Genomic DNA, 13,382 nt, shown 5'->3' with positions numbered 1-13,382 from the left:
AGCCGATCGGCTCCGCCATGCTTGAAAAAGCCGCGCCGCGTGCCAAGTGAGGCGCGGCTGCATCCCGCGGCCGAGAGGAGACCAGCATGACCATCCAGATCGGCGATCGCGTGCCCAGCGCCACCTTCGTCAAGCCCACCGAGAACGGCCCCGAGCAGGTCAGCTCGGACGAGTTCTTCGCGGGCCGCAAGGTCGCGCTCTTCTCGGTGCCCGGCGCCTTCACCCCGACCTGCTCCGCGCGCCACCTGCCGGGCTATGTCGAGAAGGCGGACGAGCTCAAGGCCAAGGGCGTCGATGAGATCGCCTGCACCGCGGTCAACGACGCGTTCGTGATGGGCGCCTGGGGCAAGAGCGCCGATGCCGGCGACGTGACCATGCTCGCCGACGGCAATGGCGAATTCGCCAAGGCGGTGGGCCTCGAGATGGACGGCAGCAAGTTCGGCCTGGGCACCCGCGGCCAGCGCTATTCGATGCTCGTCAACGACGGCGTGGTCGAGCAGCTCAACGTCGAGGCCCCGGGCGAGTTCAAGGTGAGCTCGGCCGAGCATCTGCTCGAGCAGCTCTGACGCCTGACCGTTTCGCATGCGCGACGGTTCGCCGCCCGCGGCGGAACCGGCGCGCGTGCAAGCGGTTCTTTCCGGGGAAGGGAGACGCCAGATGAAGGACGAGACCACCCCCGACACCACCGCCCAGTCCGCGGCCGAGGATTCGCTGCTCGATCGGACCAAGGACGCCCTCGCCGACGCGCGCGACGCGGTGAGCGAGGCCGTGACCAGCGCGCTCGACGCCGCGAAGAAGCATCCCGCGACCACCGCCGCGGTCGCCGCGGGCGCTGCCGCCGCAGTTGCCGGCGCCGCCTATGGCATCAGCAAGATGCGCGAGAAGGAAACCGCCCAGTAACGGGCAAGACGAAGCGGCGAGACGCGCGGGCATCCGGCTCGCGCGTCACATTTCCGGCGCGCCCCGGACTTGCCAATGTCACTTTCACGCCTTAGCCGTGGAAGATGACAACAGCAGAAAACATCGTCGCCGAACTGGATCGGCTCTACACCGCGTCCGTCACCCGCCTCAAGGACGCGCTCGACCTCTATCTCACCAAGGGCATCGCGCCCGACCCCGCGCACCGCAAGGACGGCAGCTTCGCCTATCCCGAGATCCGCCTCGCCTATCGCGACGAGGTCGACCGCCCCACCCCCGCCCGCTCCTTCGGCCGCCTGGTCACGCCCGGCGACTATGCGATCAGCGTCACCAAGCCGGCGATGTTCGCCGATTATCTGGTCGAGCAGCTGACCCTGCTGATCGAGGATTACGACGTCGAGGTCATCGCGGCCCCAGGGCGGCAGGAGATCCCCTTCCCCTATGTCCTCGATCCCGGCCATGCACTGCGGCTCGACGAGGTCTCGGCGCTCGAGCTCGCACGCCATTTCCCCGCGACCGAGCTCGCGCATATCGGCGACGAGATCGCCGACGGCACCTGGATCAGCCTCGATCAGACCCGTCCGCTCGCGCTGTTCGATGGCCTCCGCACCGATTTCAGCCTCGCGCGGCTGCGTCACTATACCGGCACGCCGTCCGAGCACACGCAGCAGTATATCCTGTTCACCAATTACCACCGCTATGTCGACGAGTTCGTGCGCTGGGCCTGCGCGCAGCTCGGTGCCGATAGCCGCTTCACCGGCGTCTCGGGGCCGGGCGGCATCGTCATCCGTGCGGGCGACGATCCGGAGACCCTGCTCACCGACGGCGCATGGCGGCGGCACCAGATGCCGGCCTGGCACCTGATGGCCGCGGACGGCGACGGCATCACCCTGGTCAATATCGGCGTCGGCCCGTCCAACGCAAAGACGATCACCGATCATCTCGCGGTGCTGCGGCCCGAGGCGTGGATGATGATCGGCCATTGCGGCGGCCTGCGCCCGAGCCAGCGGATCGGCGACTATGTCCTGGCCCACGCCTATCTGCGCGACGACCACGTGCTCGACGACGTGCTTCCGCCCGAGATCCCGGTTCCGGCGATCGCCGAGGTGCAGCAGGCGCTCGCCCGCGCCGCAGAGACCGTCTCGGGCCAGTCGGGCGAGGAACTCAAGCGCCGCCTGCGCACCGGCACGATCGTCACCACCGACGACCGCAACTGGGAACTGCGCTTCTCGCGCTCTGCGCTGCGCTTCTCGCTCAGCCGCGCGGTCGGAGTCGACATGGAGAGCGCGACGCTCGCCGCGCAGGGCTATCGCTTCCGCGTTCCCTATGGCACGCTGCTGTGCGTCTCGGACAAGCCGCTGCACGGCGAATTGAAGCTTCCCGGCCAGGCCAACCGCTTCTACGAGCGCGCGATCGCCGAGCATCTCAAGATCGGGATCGAGGCGTGCGAGCAGCTCCGCCGCGAGGGCGCCAAGCTCCACTCGCGCAAGCTGCGCGCGTTTAACGAGCCGCCATTCCGGTAACCATCACGCATTGACGGCGGAAACCGATTTGCTTCACGGTGGTTACAGCCACGAAACCACTGGAGGATCGTGATGGCCAAGGCTCCGACCAAGCCGACGACTGACGGGGCCGAGGCCCCGCCCGCAAAGAAGCCCGCCGCCAAGAAGGCCCCGGCGAAGAAACCCGCGGCCAAGCCGAGGGCAGCCGCCACCGCTGCGCCGAAGGCAGCGAGCGCCACACCGACCAAGGCCCCGGCCAAGGCTGTCGCCGACAAGGCGCCCCCGCCCCGCCGCACCGCCGCTGCGCGCAAGCCTGCCGCCGCCGCCAAACCCAAGGCCGCCGCCAAGCCCAAAGCCACGCCCAGCGGTCCCCGCGCCGCGGCACAGGCGGCCGCGGCGAAGGTCAGCGCCGCCGCGCAATCGGCCGCCCAGACCGTCAAGGACTCCGCACCGGTTCAGTTCGCCGCCGAAAAGCGCGAGCAGATGGGCGACCGCAATTTCTTCGCCACGCTGATCGGCGGCGCCGCCGCGATTGGCGCGACGGTCGCGGGCATCTTCTATGCGGTGAAGAAAGGCGCCGGCGGGCCCACCGACGCGAAGCCGAAGGCCAAGGACAAGGCCTGACACGAACGAAAGGCATGCCGGCGTCCGAAAGATAACTGCCGCCCCATTCCATCATCCCGGCCTTGTGCCGGGGTCCACTGGAAGGGAAGGACCGGGATGACGACTCAGAGTTCGCCGCTGGGCTATGTGGGCCCCGGCACGAGGCCGGGGTGCCGAAGAGAAGAAACAAAGCGGCCGCCGCGGGGCATCCCCGCAGCGGCCGTTTCGTTGTCGGCCGGTAAAAGGCTCACCACCCCGTCGGCTTGCCCTTGTTCTGCTCGTCGAGCCACGCCTTCAGCGGCGCGAAATACTCGACCATCGCCGCGCCGCTCATCTCGCGGCTGCCGGTGAACGCTTCGAGCGCGTCGGGCCAGGGCTTGGACGCGCCCATCTTAAGCATCGCGTCGAGCTTCGTCCCCACTTCCTTGTTGCCGTAGAAGGAGCAGCGGTGCAGCGGCCCCTTCCACCCCGCCTGGTCGCACGCCGCCTTGTAGAACTGGAACTGCAGCAACCGCGCGAGGAAGTAGCGCGTGTAGGGCACGTTCGCCGGGATGTGATACTTGGCGCCCGGGTCGAACTTGGTCTCGTCGCGCTTCACCGGCGGGGCGATGCCCTGATATTGCAGCCGCAGCGCGTCCCACGCCGCCTGATAGCCGGTCGGCTTGATCCCGCCCGAGAACACGCCCCAACGCCACTTGTCGATCAGCAGGCCGAACGGCAGGAACGCCACCTTGTCCATCGCCTGGCGCAGCAGCAGCCCGGTGTCCTTGTCGGCGCTCGGCACCTTCGACGGGTCGAGCAGGTCGATCGAGACGAGATAGTCGGGCGTGATCGACAGCGCGACGAAATCGCCGATTGCTTCGTGGAAGCCGTCGTTTGCGCCGGTGCGGTAGATCAGGGGCTGCTTGTTGTAGGCGCGCTGATAGTAATTATGCCCCAGTTCGTGGTGGATCGTGACGAAATCGTCCGAATTGATCTTGATGCACATCTTGATGCGCAGGTCGTCGACATTGTCGAGATCCCACGCCGAAGCGTGGCACTGCACCTCGCGGTCGGCGGGCTTCACGAACAGCGAGCGCTTCCAGAAGGTCTCGGGCAGCGGCGCGAAGCCGAGCGAGGAATAGAAGCCCTCGCCCGCCTTCACCATCTTGATCGCGTCGTATTTCTTCGCGGTCAGCAGGTCGCCGATGTCGTAACCGAGATCGCCCGATCCCGGCGGTGCCACGACATCATAGATATTGCCCCATTCCTGCGCCCACATATTGCCGAGCAGGTCGGCGCGGATCGGGCCGGTCTTGGGCTGGACGGCATCGCCATATTTCTCGTTGAGCTTCCAGCGGACATAGGTGTGCAGCGACTCGTAGAGCGGCTTCACCTCGTTCCAGAGCTTGTCGGTGAGCTTGGCGAACTCCTCGGGCGGCATGTCGTAATTGGAGCGCCACATCGCGCCGACATCCTTGAAGCCGAGCTCGCGCGCGCCCTCGTTGAGCAGGCCGGCGGCGCGCTGATAGTCCGTCCGCTGTGGCGCGCCGACATTGTCGTGCCAGCTCGTCCACATCTCCTTGAGCTCGTCGGGGTTGCGGTTGGTGCCCATCGCCGCCTCGATGTCGCTGCCGCTGATCGGCTGGCCCTTCAGCGTGCCCTTGCCGGTGCCATAGACCGTCTGCATGTCGGTCTGCAGCTTGGACAGCGCCGCCGCCGCACCCGCACGCGTCGGCGCGGGCGAGGTGATGCCGCTGCGCAGGATGTCGAGCTGCCGCTTGGTGTCGGGCGACAGGCCCTGCACCCGGTCATACTTCGCCGCCTCGAGCGCGAAACCGACCAGCATCTCGGTGCCCTTGGCCTGGCTCTTCGCGACCAGCGCCGAGGTGTCGTCGTTGATATAGGTGGCATAGAGCCACTGGATCCGCGCATCGTCCTGCGAGAATTCGTCAAATTCCTCGACCGCGCGCTTGAGGAACGCGTCGGCTCCGGCCGGGGTCATCTCGCTCGCGGCGGGCGCCGCCTTCTTCTCCTGCGCGACGGCGGGTGCGGCCAACAGCATGGCGAGCGCAAACGTCGAAATTCCGGTGCGGATCATGGGCCCCTCAAGACTCGTGTTTTATGGATGCGGCGGACACTGCGCCCGCCTCCCGATGCGGTCAAGCAGTCAGAAATGATACGATCGCGTCGCCCAGCTCGGCGCGCGTCACCGCGCTCATATGGTTGCCGGGGATCTCGACGAAACGCCCCCGCGGCAGCATCGCGGCGAGCGCCTCGAACGAGCCCACTTCGTCGTCCGCCGCGCCGCCGACCACCAGCACCGGCAGGTCGATCTTCGCGACCTCGGCCTCCGGCGTATCCACGAAGGTGTCGAGCACGCCGAGCAGCGCCTGCGGATCGCCCTTGGTCGTCTTGAGGAACGCCTGCGACATGAACTCGGGGTCGCCATGTTTGAAGCTGCCGAACTGGGTCAGCACCCGGCGGAAGAACCCCGCGCGTCGTCCGGTATCGACCACGCCCTCGTCGCCCAGTCCCGACAGCACGACGCGCCGCGGCCTCGGCGCGATTCCGCGCGCCAGCACGCGCACCGTGGTCCGCGCGCCCAGCGAATAGCCGCCCAGGTCATAGTCGGTGAGCCCGAGATGCTCGATCAGCGCCTCGGCATCCATTGCCAGCGCGTCCGGCGGATAAGCCGCGGCCTCGTGTGGCCTTGCGCTCTGCCCATGCGCGCGAAGGTCCGGCATGATCACCCGGAACCCCGCCGCCGCCAGCTTCGCGGCGGTGCCATATTTGATCCAGTTGGTGTCGGCGTCGGAAAAATAGCCGTGGATCAGCACCACCGGCCGCCCCTCCCCCAGCTCGCGCCACGCCAGCCTTGCCCCGTCGAAGCTCTCGAACATCTGAGTCTGCATCACGTGCAGATGCCGCACTTCGCCGTCCGACGAAACCCTCGGCGGATTGCACGAGGCGCAATCGTTACATTGCAGAATGCAACTAGTCAGCCTGGCAATTATAAGCATGCTTATTATATCGCGTGACATGACAGACTCACTCGGCTTCCTGATCAGCGACATCGCGCGCCTGATGCGCCGGCGCTTCGACGAGCGCGCGCGCAGCCTCGGCACCACGCGCGCGCAGTGGCGCACGCTCAAGCTGCTCGAGCGCAACCAGGGCAGCAACCAAGGCGCGCTCGCCGATCTGCTCGAGATCGAGCCGATCACGATGGGCCGCATGATCGACCGGCTGGAAGAGGCCGGGCTGGTCGAGCGCCGTCGCGATCCCGCCGACCGCCGCGTCTGGCGCATCCATTTGACCGAGGCGGCGCAACCCGTGCTGCTCGAGCTTCGCGAGATCGCCGACGAGTTGTTCGACGACGTGTTGGCCGGTCTCAACGCCGCCGATCGCTCGCGCCTCCATCAGCTCCTTGCCGCCGTTCATTCCAACCTCACCGCCAACGACATCAAAGAGGCCGCCAATGGCTGACGCAGATCCCAAGCTCGACACCAACGAAGCGATCGAGATCACGCCCGAGGCCGCCGCTGTCCAGCCGCGCAAGCGCCGCTGGCTGCGCCCCCTGCTGATGTTCGGCGTGCCGCTGCTGTTGATCGCGGCGGTCGGCAGCTGGTGGACGCTCTCGGCCGACACGGTCTCGACCGACAACGCCTATGTCCAGCAGGACAAGGTCTCGGTCGCCGCCGATGTCGCCGGGCGCATCACCGAGGTCGCGGTCAAGGAGAACCAGCCGGTCAAGGCCGGCGACCTGCTCTTCCGCATCGACCCCGAACCCTATCGCATCGCGCTCGAACAGGCCGACGCCGCGATCGCCAATGCGCAGGTCCAGGTCGGCACGCTCCAGGCGAGCGTCGTCGGCACCGGCGCCGACATCCAGGCCGCGCGCGACCAGATCGCCTCGGCGCAGGAAGACTATGCCCGCCAGAAGGCGCTGATGGACCGCGGCTTCACCACTCGCGCGCGCTACGACCAGGCGCTGCACTCGGTCGAGCAGGCCCGCGCCAGCTACCAGCGCGCCGTCGCCGACGCCGCCGAGGCGCGCTCGAAGCTCGCCAACGGCGCCGCCGTGCCGGGGGTCAATCCCGCCATCGCCTCGGCCCGCGCCCAGCGCGACAAGGCGGCGCTCGATCTCTCGCGGACCGCGCGCTATGCGCCGGTCGACGGGGTGGTCAGCCAGGCCGACCGGCTGCAGGTCGGCCAGATGATGATGTCCGGCCTGCCCGCCGTCACCATCGTCCGCTCGGGCGGCTCGTGGATCGAGGCCAACTTCAAGGAGACCGACCTCGACAAGATGCGCGTCGGCCAGCCGGCCGAGGTCAGCTTCGACGCCTATCCCGGCCTCAAGCTCAAGGGCCATGTCGCCTCGATCGGCGCGGGCACCGGGAGCGAGTTCTCGGTGCTCCCCGCGCAGAATGCCAACGGCAACTGGGTCAAGGTCACCCAGCGCGTGCCGGTGCGCATCGCGATCGACGAGAAGAGCCCGCGCCAGCTCATCGCCGGCCTCTCCGCCGACGTCACGGTCGACGTCGGCAAGTAAGCCAAGATGGCCACGGCAGCCGCCGCCTCTACCCCTGCGCCGCCAGCGCCGCCCCCCGTCTCCGGCGCGGCGCTGCCGGTGCGCAACAAGGGGCTGCTCACCTTCGGCGTGATGCTGGCGACGATCATCCAGATCCTCGACACCACCATCGCCAACGTCGCGCTGCCGCACATGCAGACCTCGCTCGGCGCGACCGCCGACACGATCACCTGGGTGCTGACGAGCTATATCGTCGCCTCGGCGATCGCGATCCCGATCACCGGCTGGGTCTCCGACCGGATCGGCTCGCGCAACCTGTTCCTCATCTCGATCGTCGGCTTCGTCGTCTCCTCGGCGCTGTGCGGCATGGCGCAGAATCTCGAGGAGATGGTCGCCTTCCGCATCCTCCAGGGCATCTCGGCGGCGTTCATGAACCCGCTCAGCCAGACGGTGATGCTCGACATCAACGAGCCCAAGGACCAGCAGCGCGCCATGGCCGTGTGGGGCATGGGCATCATGATCGGCCCGATCCTCGGCCCGGTGCTCGGCGGCTACCTCACCGAGAATTTCAACTGGCGCTGGGTGTTCTACGTCAATTTGCCGCTCGGCGCGGTCTGCCTCGCGATCCTGTGGTGGCTGCTGCCCAGCCGCCCGATCCGCAAGCGCGGCTTCGACCTGTTCGGCTTCTCGCTGCTCGCCATCGGCATCGGCGCGCTGCAGCTGATGCTCGACCGCGGCCAGGGCGAGGACTGGTTCGGCTCGCTCGAGATCTGGATCGAGATGCTGCTCGCGGTGACCGCGCTGTGGATGTTCGCGGTGCACATGGCGACGGGCAGGAACCCGATGTTCGAACGCAATCTGTGGAAGAACGGCAACCTCGTCACCGCGCTCGCCTTCATGCAGGTGGTCGGCGTCGTCATGATGGCGACGATGGCGCTGCTCCCGCCGATGCTGCAGAACTCTCTACGGCTATCCGGTGGTTGACACCGGCCTCTTGCTGATGCCGCGCGGCATCGGCGTGCTGGTGACCATGGCCCTCTCCGCCCGCCTGATCGCGCGCGGCCTCGATCCGCGCATCGCGGTCGGCCTGGGCTTCGCGCTCGCCGCCTGGTCGCTCTACGACATGACGCAGTGGACGCTGGAAATGGACAGCTGGCCCTTCATCGTCTCGGGCTTCATCCAGGGGCTCGGCATGGGCCTGATCTTCATGCCGCTCAACGGCATGGCCTTCGCCACCCTCGCCCCGCACCAGCGCACCGAGGGCGCGAGCCTGCTCAACCTGTCGCGCAACATCGGCGCGTCGATCGGCATCTCGCTGGTGACGACGGTGCTCGCGCGCAGCACCCAGACCAGCCACGCCGATCTCGCCCAGCACGTCACGCCGGAGAATCTGAACACGCTCGACCCGGGCCTGCTCCAGGCGCTCGGCGGCAGCGGCGACGTGCTGATGGCGATGGCCAATGCCGAGGTCACGCGCCAGGCGGCGATGATCGCCTATCTCAACGACTTCAAGGCGATGATGATCGTCACCGCCTTGTCGATCCCGCTGGTGCTGTTCCTGCGCAAGCCCAAGGGCCCGGTCGCCAGCGATCCGGCCGCGGCGGGGCACTGATCCCCGCCGCGGCGCGGGTCCTTACGCCTTCTTGAGGTGCCGCCGCCCCAGCAGCTCGGCGATCTGCACCGCGTTGAGCGCCGCACCCTTGCGGAGATTGTCGCTCACGCACCAGAAGGCCAGGCCGTTGTCGACCGTCGCATCGTCACGCACGCGGCTGACGAAGGTCGCATAGTCGCCGACGCACTCGACCGGGGTGACGTATCCGCCGTCCTCGCGCTTGTCGACCAGCATCACCCCCGGCGCCTCGCGCAGGATCTTCTGCGCGTCCTCGGCCGACAGCTCGCGTTCGAGCTCGACATGCACCGCCTCGGAGTGCCCGACGAACACCGGCACGCGCACGCAGGTCGCGATCACCTTGACCTTGGGGTCGAGGATCTTCTTGGTCTCGACCACCATCTTCCACTCTTCCTTGGTCGACCCGTCGTCGAGGAAACTGTCGATGTGCGGGATCACGTTGAATGCGATCTGCTTGGTGAACTTCTTCGGCTCGGCCTGGTCGCCGACGAAGATGTTGCGCGACTGCTCGAACAGCTCGTCCATCCCCGCCTTGCCCGCGCCCGAGACCGACTGATAGGTCGAGACGACCACGCGCTTGACCCCCGCCGCATCGTGCAACGGCTTCAGCGCCACCACCATCTGCGCGGTCGAGCAGTTCGGGTTGGCGATGATGTTCTTCGCCTTGTAGCCGTCGATCGCGTCGGGGTTCACCTCGGGCACGATCAGCGGCACGTCCGGGTCCATGCGATAGAGCGAGCTGTTGTCGATCACCGTGCAGCCCGCCGCGGCGAACTTGGGCGCATAGATCTTGGTCGCCTCGCTCCCGATCGCGAACAGCGCGATGTCCCAGCCGGCCGGGTCGAAATGCTCGATATTCTGGATCTTGTACTGCTTCCCGGTCTCGCCGAAGTCGACCATGTCGCCGGTCGAGCGCGACGAGGCGACCACCGCCAGCTCGTCGATCGGGAATTCCCGCTCGGCCAGGATGTTGAGCATCTCGCGACCGACATTGCCGGTGGCGCCTGCGACGACGACACGATAACCCATGGTAGACCCTTTCATGCGGTCGAGCCGCCCCGGTGTTCGGGCAGCGACATAGTCATTTCGATTTGGAAAGTCAGCGGGCGGATCGCCCCCTGGAGATGTTTCGCGGCAGCCCGAACGCCGCGACCGGCTGGATCAGCGGGTCGCGTTCCGGGCGGTGGTAATGGGCCGTTTTCGAAACATGGCGCGGCCCCTAGCAGTCAAATTGCGCAGGGAACAGCGAATTTCTTCTTTCGTTGCTGCGAAGTTGCGGTTCACGCGGTGGACGCGGCGTTGATGGCTCGCCTAGAACGGCGCCATTATATAGGAGACGATGCCTTGGCCGAACCGTTCGTGCGCCCCGACGTCCGCGCCTTTCTCGACATGCTCGCGGCGATGCCGGAGGGCGAATGGCCACCCCAGGCGCCCGCCTATCGCGATCAGTATCGGGCGATGACCGGGCTGGTCGACCTGCCCGCCGGCGAGCTCGCCGTGGTCCGCGACCTCGCCATCCCCGGCCCCGCTGGCACCCTCTCCGCCCGCCTGTTCGACCCGCGCGCCACGCGCGAGCCCGGCCCGGCGCTGGTCTTCTTCCACGGCGGCGGCTTCGTGATCGGCGACGTCGACACCCACGCCTCGATCGCCGCCGAGATGGCGCGCACGCTCGACCTGCCCGTCGTCTCGGTCGACTATCGCCTCGCCCCCGAGGCGCGCTGGCCCGCCGCGTCGGACGATGCCGAAGCCGCCGCGCGCTGGGTCGCCTCGAGCCCCGCCGAGCTCGGCCGCGCCGTCACCTCGATCGCGCTCGCGGGAGACAGCGCGGGCGGGCAGCTGTCGGCGGTCGCCGCGATCGACCTGCGCGACAAGCCCGCCGCCGCACCCGTGATCGCCCAGCTGCTCATTTACCCCGCCACCGATCTCGGCACCGACCATCCCTCGCTAGACGCTTTTGGCGAGGGCTATTTCCTGACCCGCAAGGGCATGATGTGGTTCGCCGATTGCTATGCCGCCGACACCGGCCACCCGCGCTGCACGCCGATGCGCGGGCCGTCGCTCGCCGGGCTGCCGCCTGCGGTGATCGTCACCGCGAGCCTCGATCCGATCCGCGACCAGGGCCGCGCCTATGCCGCCGCGCTGATCGCCGCCGGCGTGCCGGTGGTGTTCCGCGAGGCGGTCGGCAACATCCACGGCTTCATCACGCTGCGCAAGGCGATCCCCTCCGCCCAGGGCGACGTCGCCGGCATGCTCGCCGCGTTCAAGGACGTGCTGGTCGAGGCCGAGGCCAATCGCGTGATGCTGCAGGCCGCGGCATGATCGATCGCGACACCCTGCCCTACCGCCCCTGCGCCGGGGTGATGCTCGTCAACCGCGACGGCCTCGTCTTCGTCGGCCAGCGCCTCGATTCGACGCTCGAGGCGTGGCAGATGCCGCAGGGCGGGATCGACCCCGGCGAGGACGCGCTCGACGCCGCCTATCGCGAATTGTGGGAGGAGACCGGCGTCGCCCGCGCGCATGTCGAGCTGGTCGCCGCGGCCGACGAGGAGCTGCAATACGACCTCCCCGACGACCTCCTCGGCAAGGTGTGGAAAGGCAAGTGGCGCGGCCAGCGCCAGCGCTGGTTCCTGTTCCGCCTGACTGCGGGCGACGAGGCGATCGACATCGGCACCGCCGAGCCCGAGTTCCGCGCCTGGCGCTGGATCGATCCGGCCGAGCTCCCGCACGTGATCGTCCCGTTCAAGCGCGAGCTCTACGCCCGGCTGCTCGAGATCTTCGCCGAGCCGCTCGGCCTGCCGGCCCAACCCGCAGCCTGATCTCGATTTTGCCGCATTGCGGAATTAACAGGACGAGCATGCGCCGGCCGATCCTCCCCCCGCTCGCCCCGCTGCTCCTCGCTTCGCTGCTGCCCGGGACCGCCCTGGCGGCGCAGGACGCGGCGTCTTCCGAGAAGAAGGAACAGGAAGAGGAGGCGCCGCCCGAGGTGCCCCCGGCGATCAAGGCGATGCTCGACGCCGCGATGCGCGCGGGCGACGAGGCGGCGGTCAACGCCATCGCCAAATATGCCAAGGCCGGCGACCGGCCGAGCGCCGAGCTGGTCCAGCGCGCCGCCGGCAACTGGAGGGACGAGCGCCGCGAGGCCGCGCAACGCCGCCTGCGCGAGGCGCGCTTCCTCGATCTGGTCAAGGGCCGCGCCGAACTCGGCGGCTACATCAACACCGGTAACTCGGAGACGGTGGGCCTCACCGGCGTGCTCGACCTCAAGCGCGACGGCTTCCTGTGGCGCCAGAAATTGCGGCTCCAGGCCGACTATCAGGAAAGCCTCGGGCGGACCGCGCAGGAGCGCTACATCGCCGCCTACGACCTCAACTACAAGGTCGAGGACCGCGCCTATATCTATGGCGCGGCGATGTTCGAGAGCGACCGCTTCGCCGGCTTCAACCAGCGTTACTCGCTGTCGGCGGGGGCGGGCTATACCGCGCTCGACAATGGCGGCCTGCGGCTCGACGTCGAGCTCGGCCCGGCCTTCCGCCACACCGATCTCACCGACGACACCGTCGAGAGCCAGCTCGCCGCGCGCGGCAAGCTCGACTTCGACTGGCGGCTGTCGCCCACCATCACCTTCAGCCAGGACGCGGCCGCCTATCTCCAGAGCTCGAACAGCACGATCACCGGCAAGACCGCGCTGCGCGCCAAGCTGTTCGGCCCCTTCTCCGCGCAGATGTCCTACGCGGTGAATTACGAGAGCATGCCGCCCCTTGGGCGCAAGACGACGGATACGACCAGCCGGGCGTCGCTGCTGGTCGACTTCTAAAGACAGTCATCCGGCCAAAACTCATCGCTCCCTACGTCACCCCGGGCTCGACCCGGGGCCAAGCTTCTTCCTGACGGCCGCGATTGGGTGGTCAGCTTACATGGCCAGCACATTGTAAGCTTCTGTTCCCACAGCCGAGGAACTGCATCGTTTCACGAACGGCCGCAATGGAATCGTTGGCAGCCATCCATTCCCAGTCGTTGCAATGTTGGATTCCGCCTGCTCCTATCCCGTGCCGGCAGGCCCGGCCGCTCTTTGACCTCGTCGATCTCGCAGCCTGACACCCGCACGCGACAAGCCGTCAAATGTGTCAACTTCGTCAACCTGCACCGCATCCTCCCGCACGCGTGACAGTGGTGACTTTTGGGACTTTCCGGGCGAGTCATCCGCAAAACAGGTATCGTT

At 67.8% G+C, this 13,382-nt stretch carries 14 protein-coding genes; 11 read left to right on the top strand and 3 right to left on the bottom strand.

Annotated features, from left to right (window positions below):
- Window positions 1-86 precede the first annotated feature (86 nt).
- The 4 genes from ACO227_RS13425 (at window position 87) to ACO227_RS13410 (ending at window position 3,044) form a co-directional block, all read left to right on the top strand.
- Entirely contained in the window at window positions 87-566 is a 480-nt protein-coding gene (locus ACO227_RS13425) for a peroxiredoxin (RefSeq protein ID WP_423602328.1), read from the top strand.
- Window positions 567-657: 91 nt separating this feature from the next.
- A complete protein-coding gene (locus ACO227_RS13420) occupies window positions 658-900 on the top strand; it encodes a hypothetical protein (protein WP_423602327.1) in 243 nt (80 codons plus the stop codon).
- Between the two features lie 104 nt (window positions 901-1,004).
- Window positions 1,005-2,441: an AMP nucleosidase gene (locus ACO227_RS13415; protein ID WP_423602326.1), complete on the top strand. Its 1,437-nt coding sequence runs from the start codon at window positions 1,005-1,007 to the stop codon at window positions 2,439-2,441.
- A gap of 72 nt (window positions 2,442-2,513) precedes the next feature.
- Window positions 2,514-3,044 (top strand): hypothetical protein, encoded by a 531-nt coding sequence (locus tag ACO227_RS13410; RefSeq protein WP_423602325.1) that lies wholly within the window; start codon window positions 2,514-2,516, stop codon window positions 3,042-3,044.
- 226 nt (window positions 3,045-3,270) lie between these two features.
- On the opposite strand, the gene ACO227_RS13405 is transcribed toward ACO227_RS13410, so the two are convergent.
- Window positions 3,271-5,103, bottom strand: a complete 1,833-nt coding sequence (locus ACO227_RS13405; RefSeq protein WP_423602324.1) for a M2 family metallopeptidase — start codon at window positions 5,101-5,103, stop codon at window positions 3,271-3,273.
- A 61-nt stretch (window positions 5,104-5,164) separates the two neighbouring features.
- Entirely contained in the window at window positions 5,165-5,917 is a 753-nt protein-coding gene (locus ACO227_RS13400; protein ID WP_423602323.1) for an alpha/beta fold hydrolase, read from the bottom strand.
- Window positions 5,918-6,044: 127 nt separating this feature from the next.
- Between ACO227_RS13400 and ACO227_RS13395 the strand changes: the two genes are divergently transcribed.
- Genes ACO227_RS13395 through ACO227_RS13380 form a run of 4 tightly spaced genes read left to right on the top strand, consistent with a single transcriptional unit; the run spans window position 6,045 to window position 9,145 of the window.
- Window positions 6,045-6,488: a MarR family winged helix-turn-helix transcriptional regulator gene (locus ACO227_RS13395; protein ID WP_423602322.1), complete on the top strand. Its 444-nt coding sequence runs from the start codon at window positions 6,045-6,047 to the stop codon at window positions 6,486-6,488.
- Window positions 6,481-7,554, top strand: a complete 1,074-nt coding sequence (locus ACO227_RS13390) for an HlyD family secretion protein (protein ID WP_423602321.1) — start codon at window positions 6,481-6,483, stop codon at window positions 7,552-7,554. The genes ACO227_RS13395 and ACO227_RS13390 overlap by 8 nt, the downstream gene beginning before the upstream one ends.
- Window positions 7,555-7,560: 6 nt before the next feature.
- Window positions 7,561-8,517 carry a DHA2 family efflux MFS transporter permease subunit gene (locus ACO227_RS13385; RefSeq protein WP_423602320.1) on the top strand — a complete coding sequence of 319 codons (957 nt, stop codon included), beginning with the start codon at window positions 7,561-7,563 and terminating at the stop codon, window positions 8,515-8,517.
- Window positions 8,510-9,145 (top strand): hypothetical protein, encoded by a 636-nt coding sequence (locus ACO227_RS13380; protein WP_423602319.1) that lies wholly within the window; start codon window positions 8,510-8,512, stop codon window positions 9,143-9,145. Before ACO227_RS13385 ends, ACO227_RS13380 begins: the two co-directional genes overlap by 8 nt.
- 21 nt (window positions 9,146-9,166) lie before the next feature.
- Here the strand turns inward: ACO227_RS13380 and ACO227_RS13375 are convergent, their stop codons facing one another.
- Window positions 9,167-10,192 (bottom strand): aspartate-semialdehyde dehydrogenase, encoded by a 1,026-nt coding sequence (locus tag ACO227_RS13375; RefSeq protein WP_423602318.1) that lies wholly within the window; start codon window positions 10,190-10,192, stop codon window positions 9,167-9,169.
- Window positions 10,193-10,507: 315 nt separating this feature from the next.
- Here ACO227_RS13375 and ACO227_RS13370 point away from each other — a divergent pair, with 315 nt between their 5' ends.
- The 3 genes from ACO227_RS13370 to ACO227_RS13360 are packed head-to-tail and all read left to right on the top strand — an operon-like array spanning window position 10,508 to window position 12,977.
- The gene (locus ACO227_RS13370; protein ID WP_423602317.1) at window positions 10,508-11,482 is read left to right on the top strand and encodes an alpha/beta hydrolase; all 975 of its coding nucleotides are present in this window, start codon (window positions 10,508-10,510) and stop codon (window positions 11,480-11,482) included.
- Window positions 11,479-11,979: an RNA pyrophosphohydrolase gene (locus tag ACO227_RS13365; protein ID WP_423602316.1), complete on the top strand. Its 501-nt coding sequence runs from the start codon at window positions 11,479-11,481 to the stop codon at window positions 11,977-11,979. The genes ACO227_RS13370 and ACO227_RS13365 overlap by 4 nt, the downstream gene beginning before the upstream one ends.
- Window positions 11,980-12,017: 38 nt before the next feature.
- On the top strand, window positions 12,018-12,977 hold the full coding sequence (locus tag ACO227_RS13360) for a DUF481 domain-containing protein (RefSeq protein WP_423602315.1): 960 nt from the start codon (window positions 12,018-12,020) through the stop codon (window positions 12,975-12,977).
- Window positions 12,978-13,382: the final 405 nt, after the last annotated feature.

The sequence above is a fragment of the Sphingomonas sp. MS122 genome (assembly GCF_049532975.1).
Classification (GTDB): Bacteria; Pseudomonadota; Alphaproteobacteria; order Sphingomonadales; family Sphingomonadaceae; genus Sphingomonas.
This window is presented reverse-complemented; position numbering and strand designations above follow the sequence as displayed.

What these genes read in the sequence shown, in the direction of transcription:
- ACO227_RS13425 (WP_423602328.1), top strand. Translation starts at nt 87, where the DNA reads ATGACCATCCAGATCGGCGATCGCGTGCCCAGCGCCACCTTCGTCAAG.
- ACO227_RS13420 (WP_423602327.1), top strand. Translation starts at nt 658, where the DNA reads ATGAAGGACGAGACCACCCCCGACACCACCGCCCAGTCCGCGGCCGAG.
- ACO227_RS13415 (WP_423602326.1), top strand. Translation starts at nt 1,005, where the DNA reads ATGACAACAGCAGAAAACATCGTCGCCGAACTGGATCGGCTCTACACC.
- ACO227_RS13410 (WP_423602325.1), top strand. Translation starts at nt 2,514, where the DNA reads ATGGCCAAGGCTCCGACCAAGCCGACGACTGACGGGGCCGAGGCCCCG.
- ACO227_RS13405 (WP_423602324.1), bottom strand. Translation starts at nt 5,103, where the DNA reads ATGATCCGCACCGGAATTTCGACGTTTGCGCTCGCCATGCTGTTGGCC.
- ACO227_RS13400 (WP_423602323.1), bottom strand. Translation starts at nt 5,917, where the DNA reads ATGCAGACTCAGATGTTCGAGAGCTTCGACGGGGCAAGGCTGGCGTGG.
- ACO227_RS13395 (WP_423602322.1), top strand. Translation starts at nt 6,045, where the DNA reads ATGACAGACTCACTCGGCTTCCTGATCAGCGACATCGCGCGCCTGATG.
- ACO227_RS13390 (WP_423602321.1), top strand. Translation starts at nt 6,481, where the DNA reads ATGGCTGACGCAGATCCCAAGCTCGACACCAACGAAGCGATCGAGATC.
- ACO227_RS13385 (WP_423602320.1), top strand. Translation starts at nt 7,561, where the DNA reads ATGGCCACGGCAGCCGCCGCCTCTACCCCTGCGCCGCCAGCGCCGCCC.
- ACO227_RS13375 (WP_423602318.1), bottom strand. Translation starts at nt 10,192, where the DNA reads ATGGGTTATCGTGTCGTCGTCGCAGGCGCCACCGGCAATGTCGGTCGC.
- ACO227_RS13365 (WP_423602316.1), top strand. Translation starts at nt 11,479, where the DNA reads ATGATCGATCGCGACACCCTGCCCTACCGCCCCTGCGCCGGGGTGATG.
- ACO227_RS13360 (WP_423602315.1), top strand. Translation starts at nt 12,018, where the DNA reads ATGCGCCGGCCGATCCTCCCCCCGCTCGCCCCGCTGCTCCTCGCTTCG.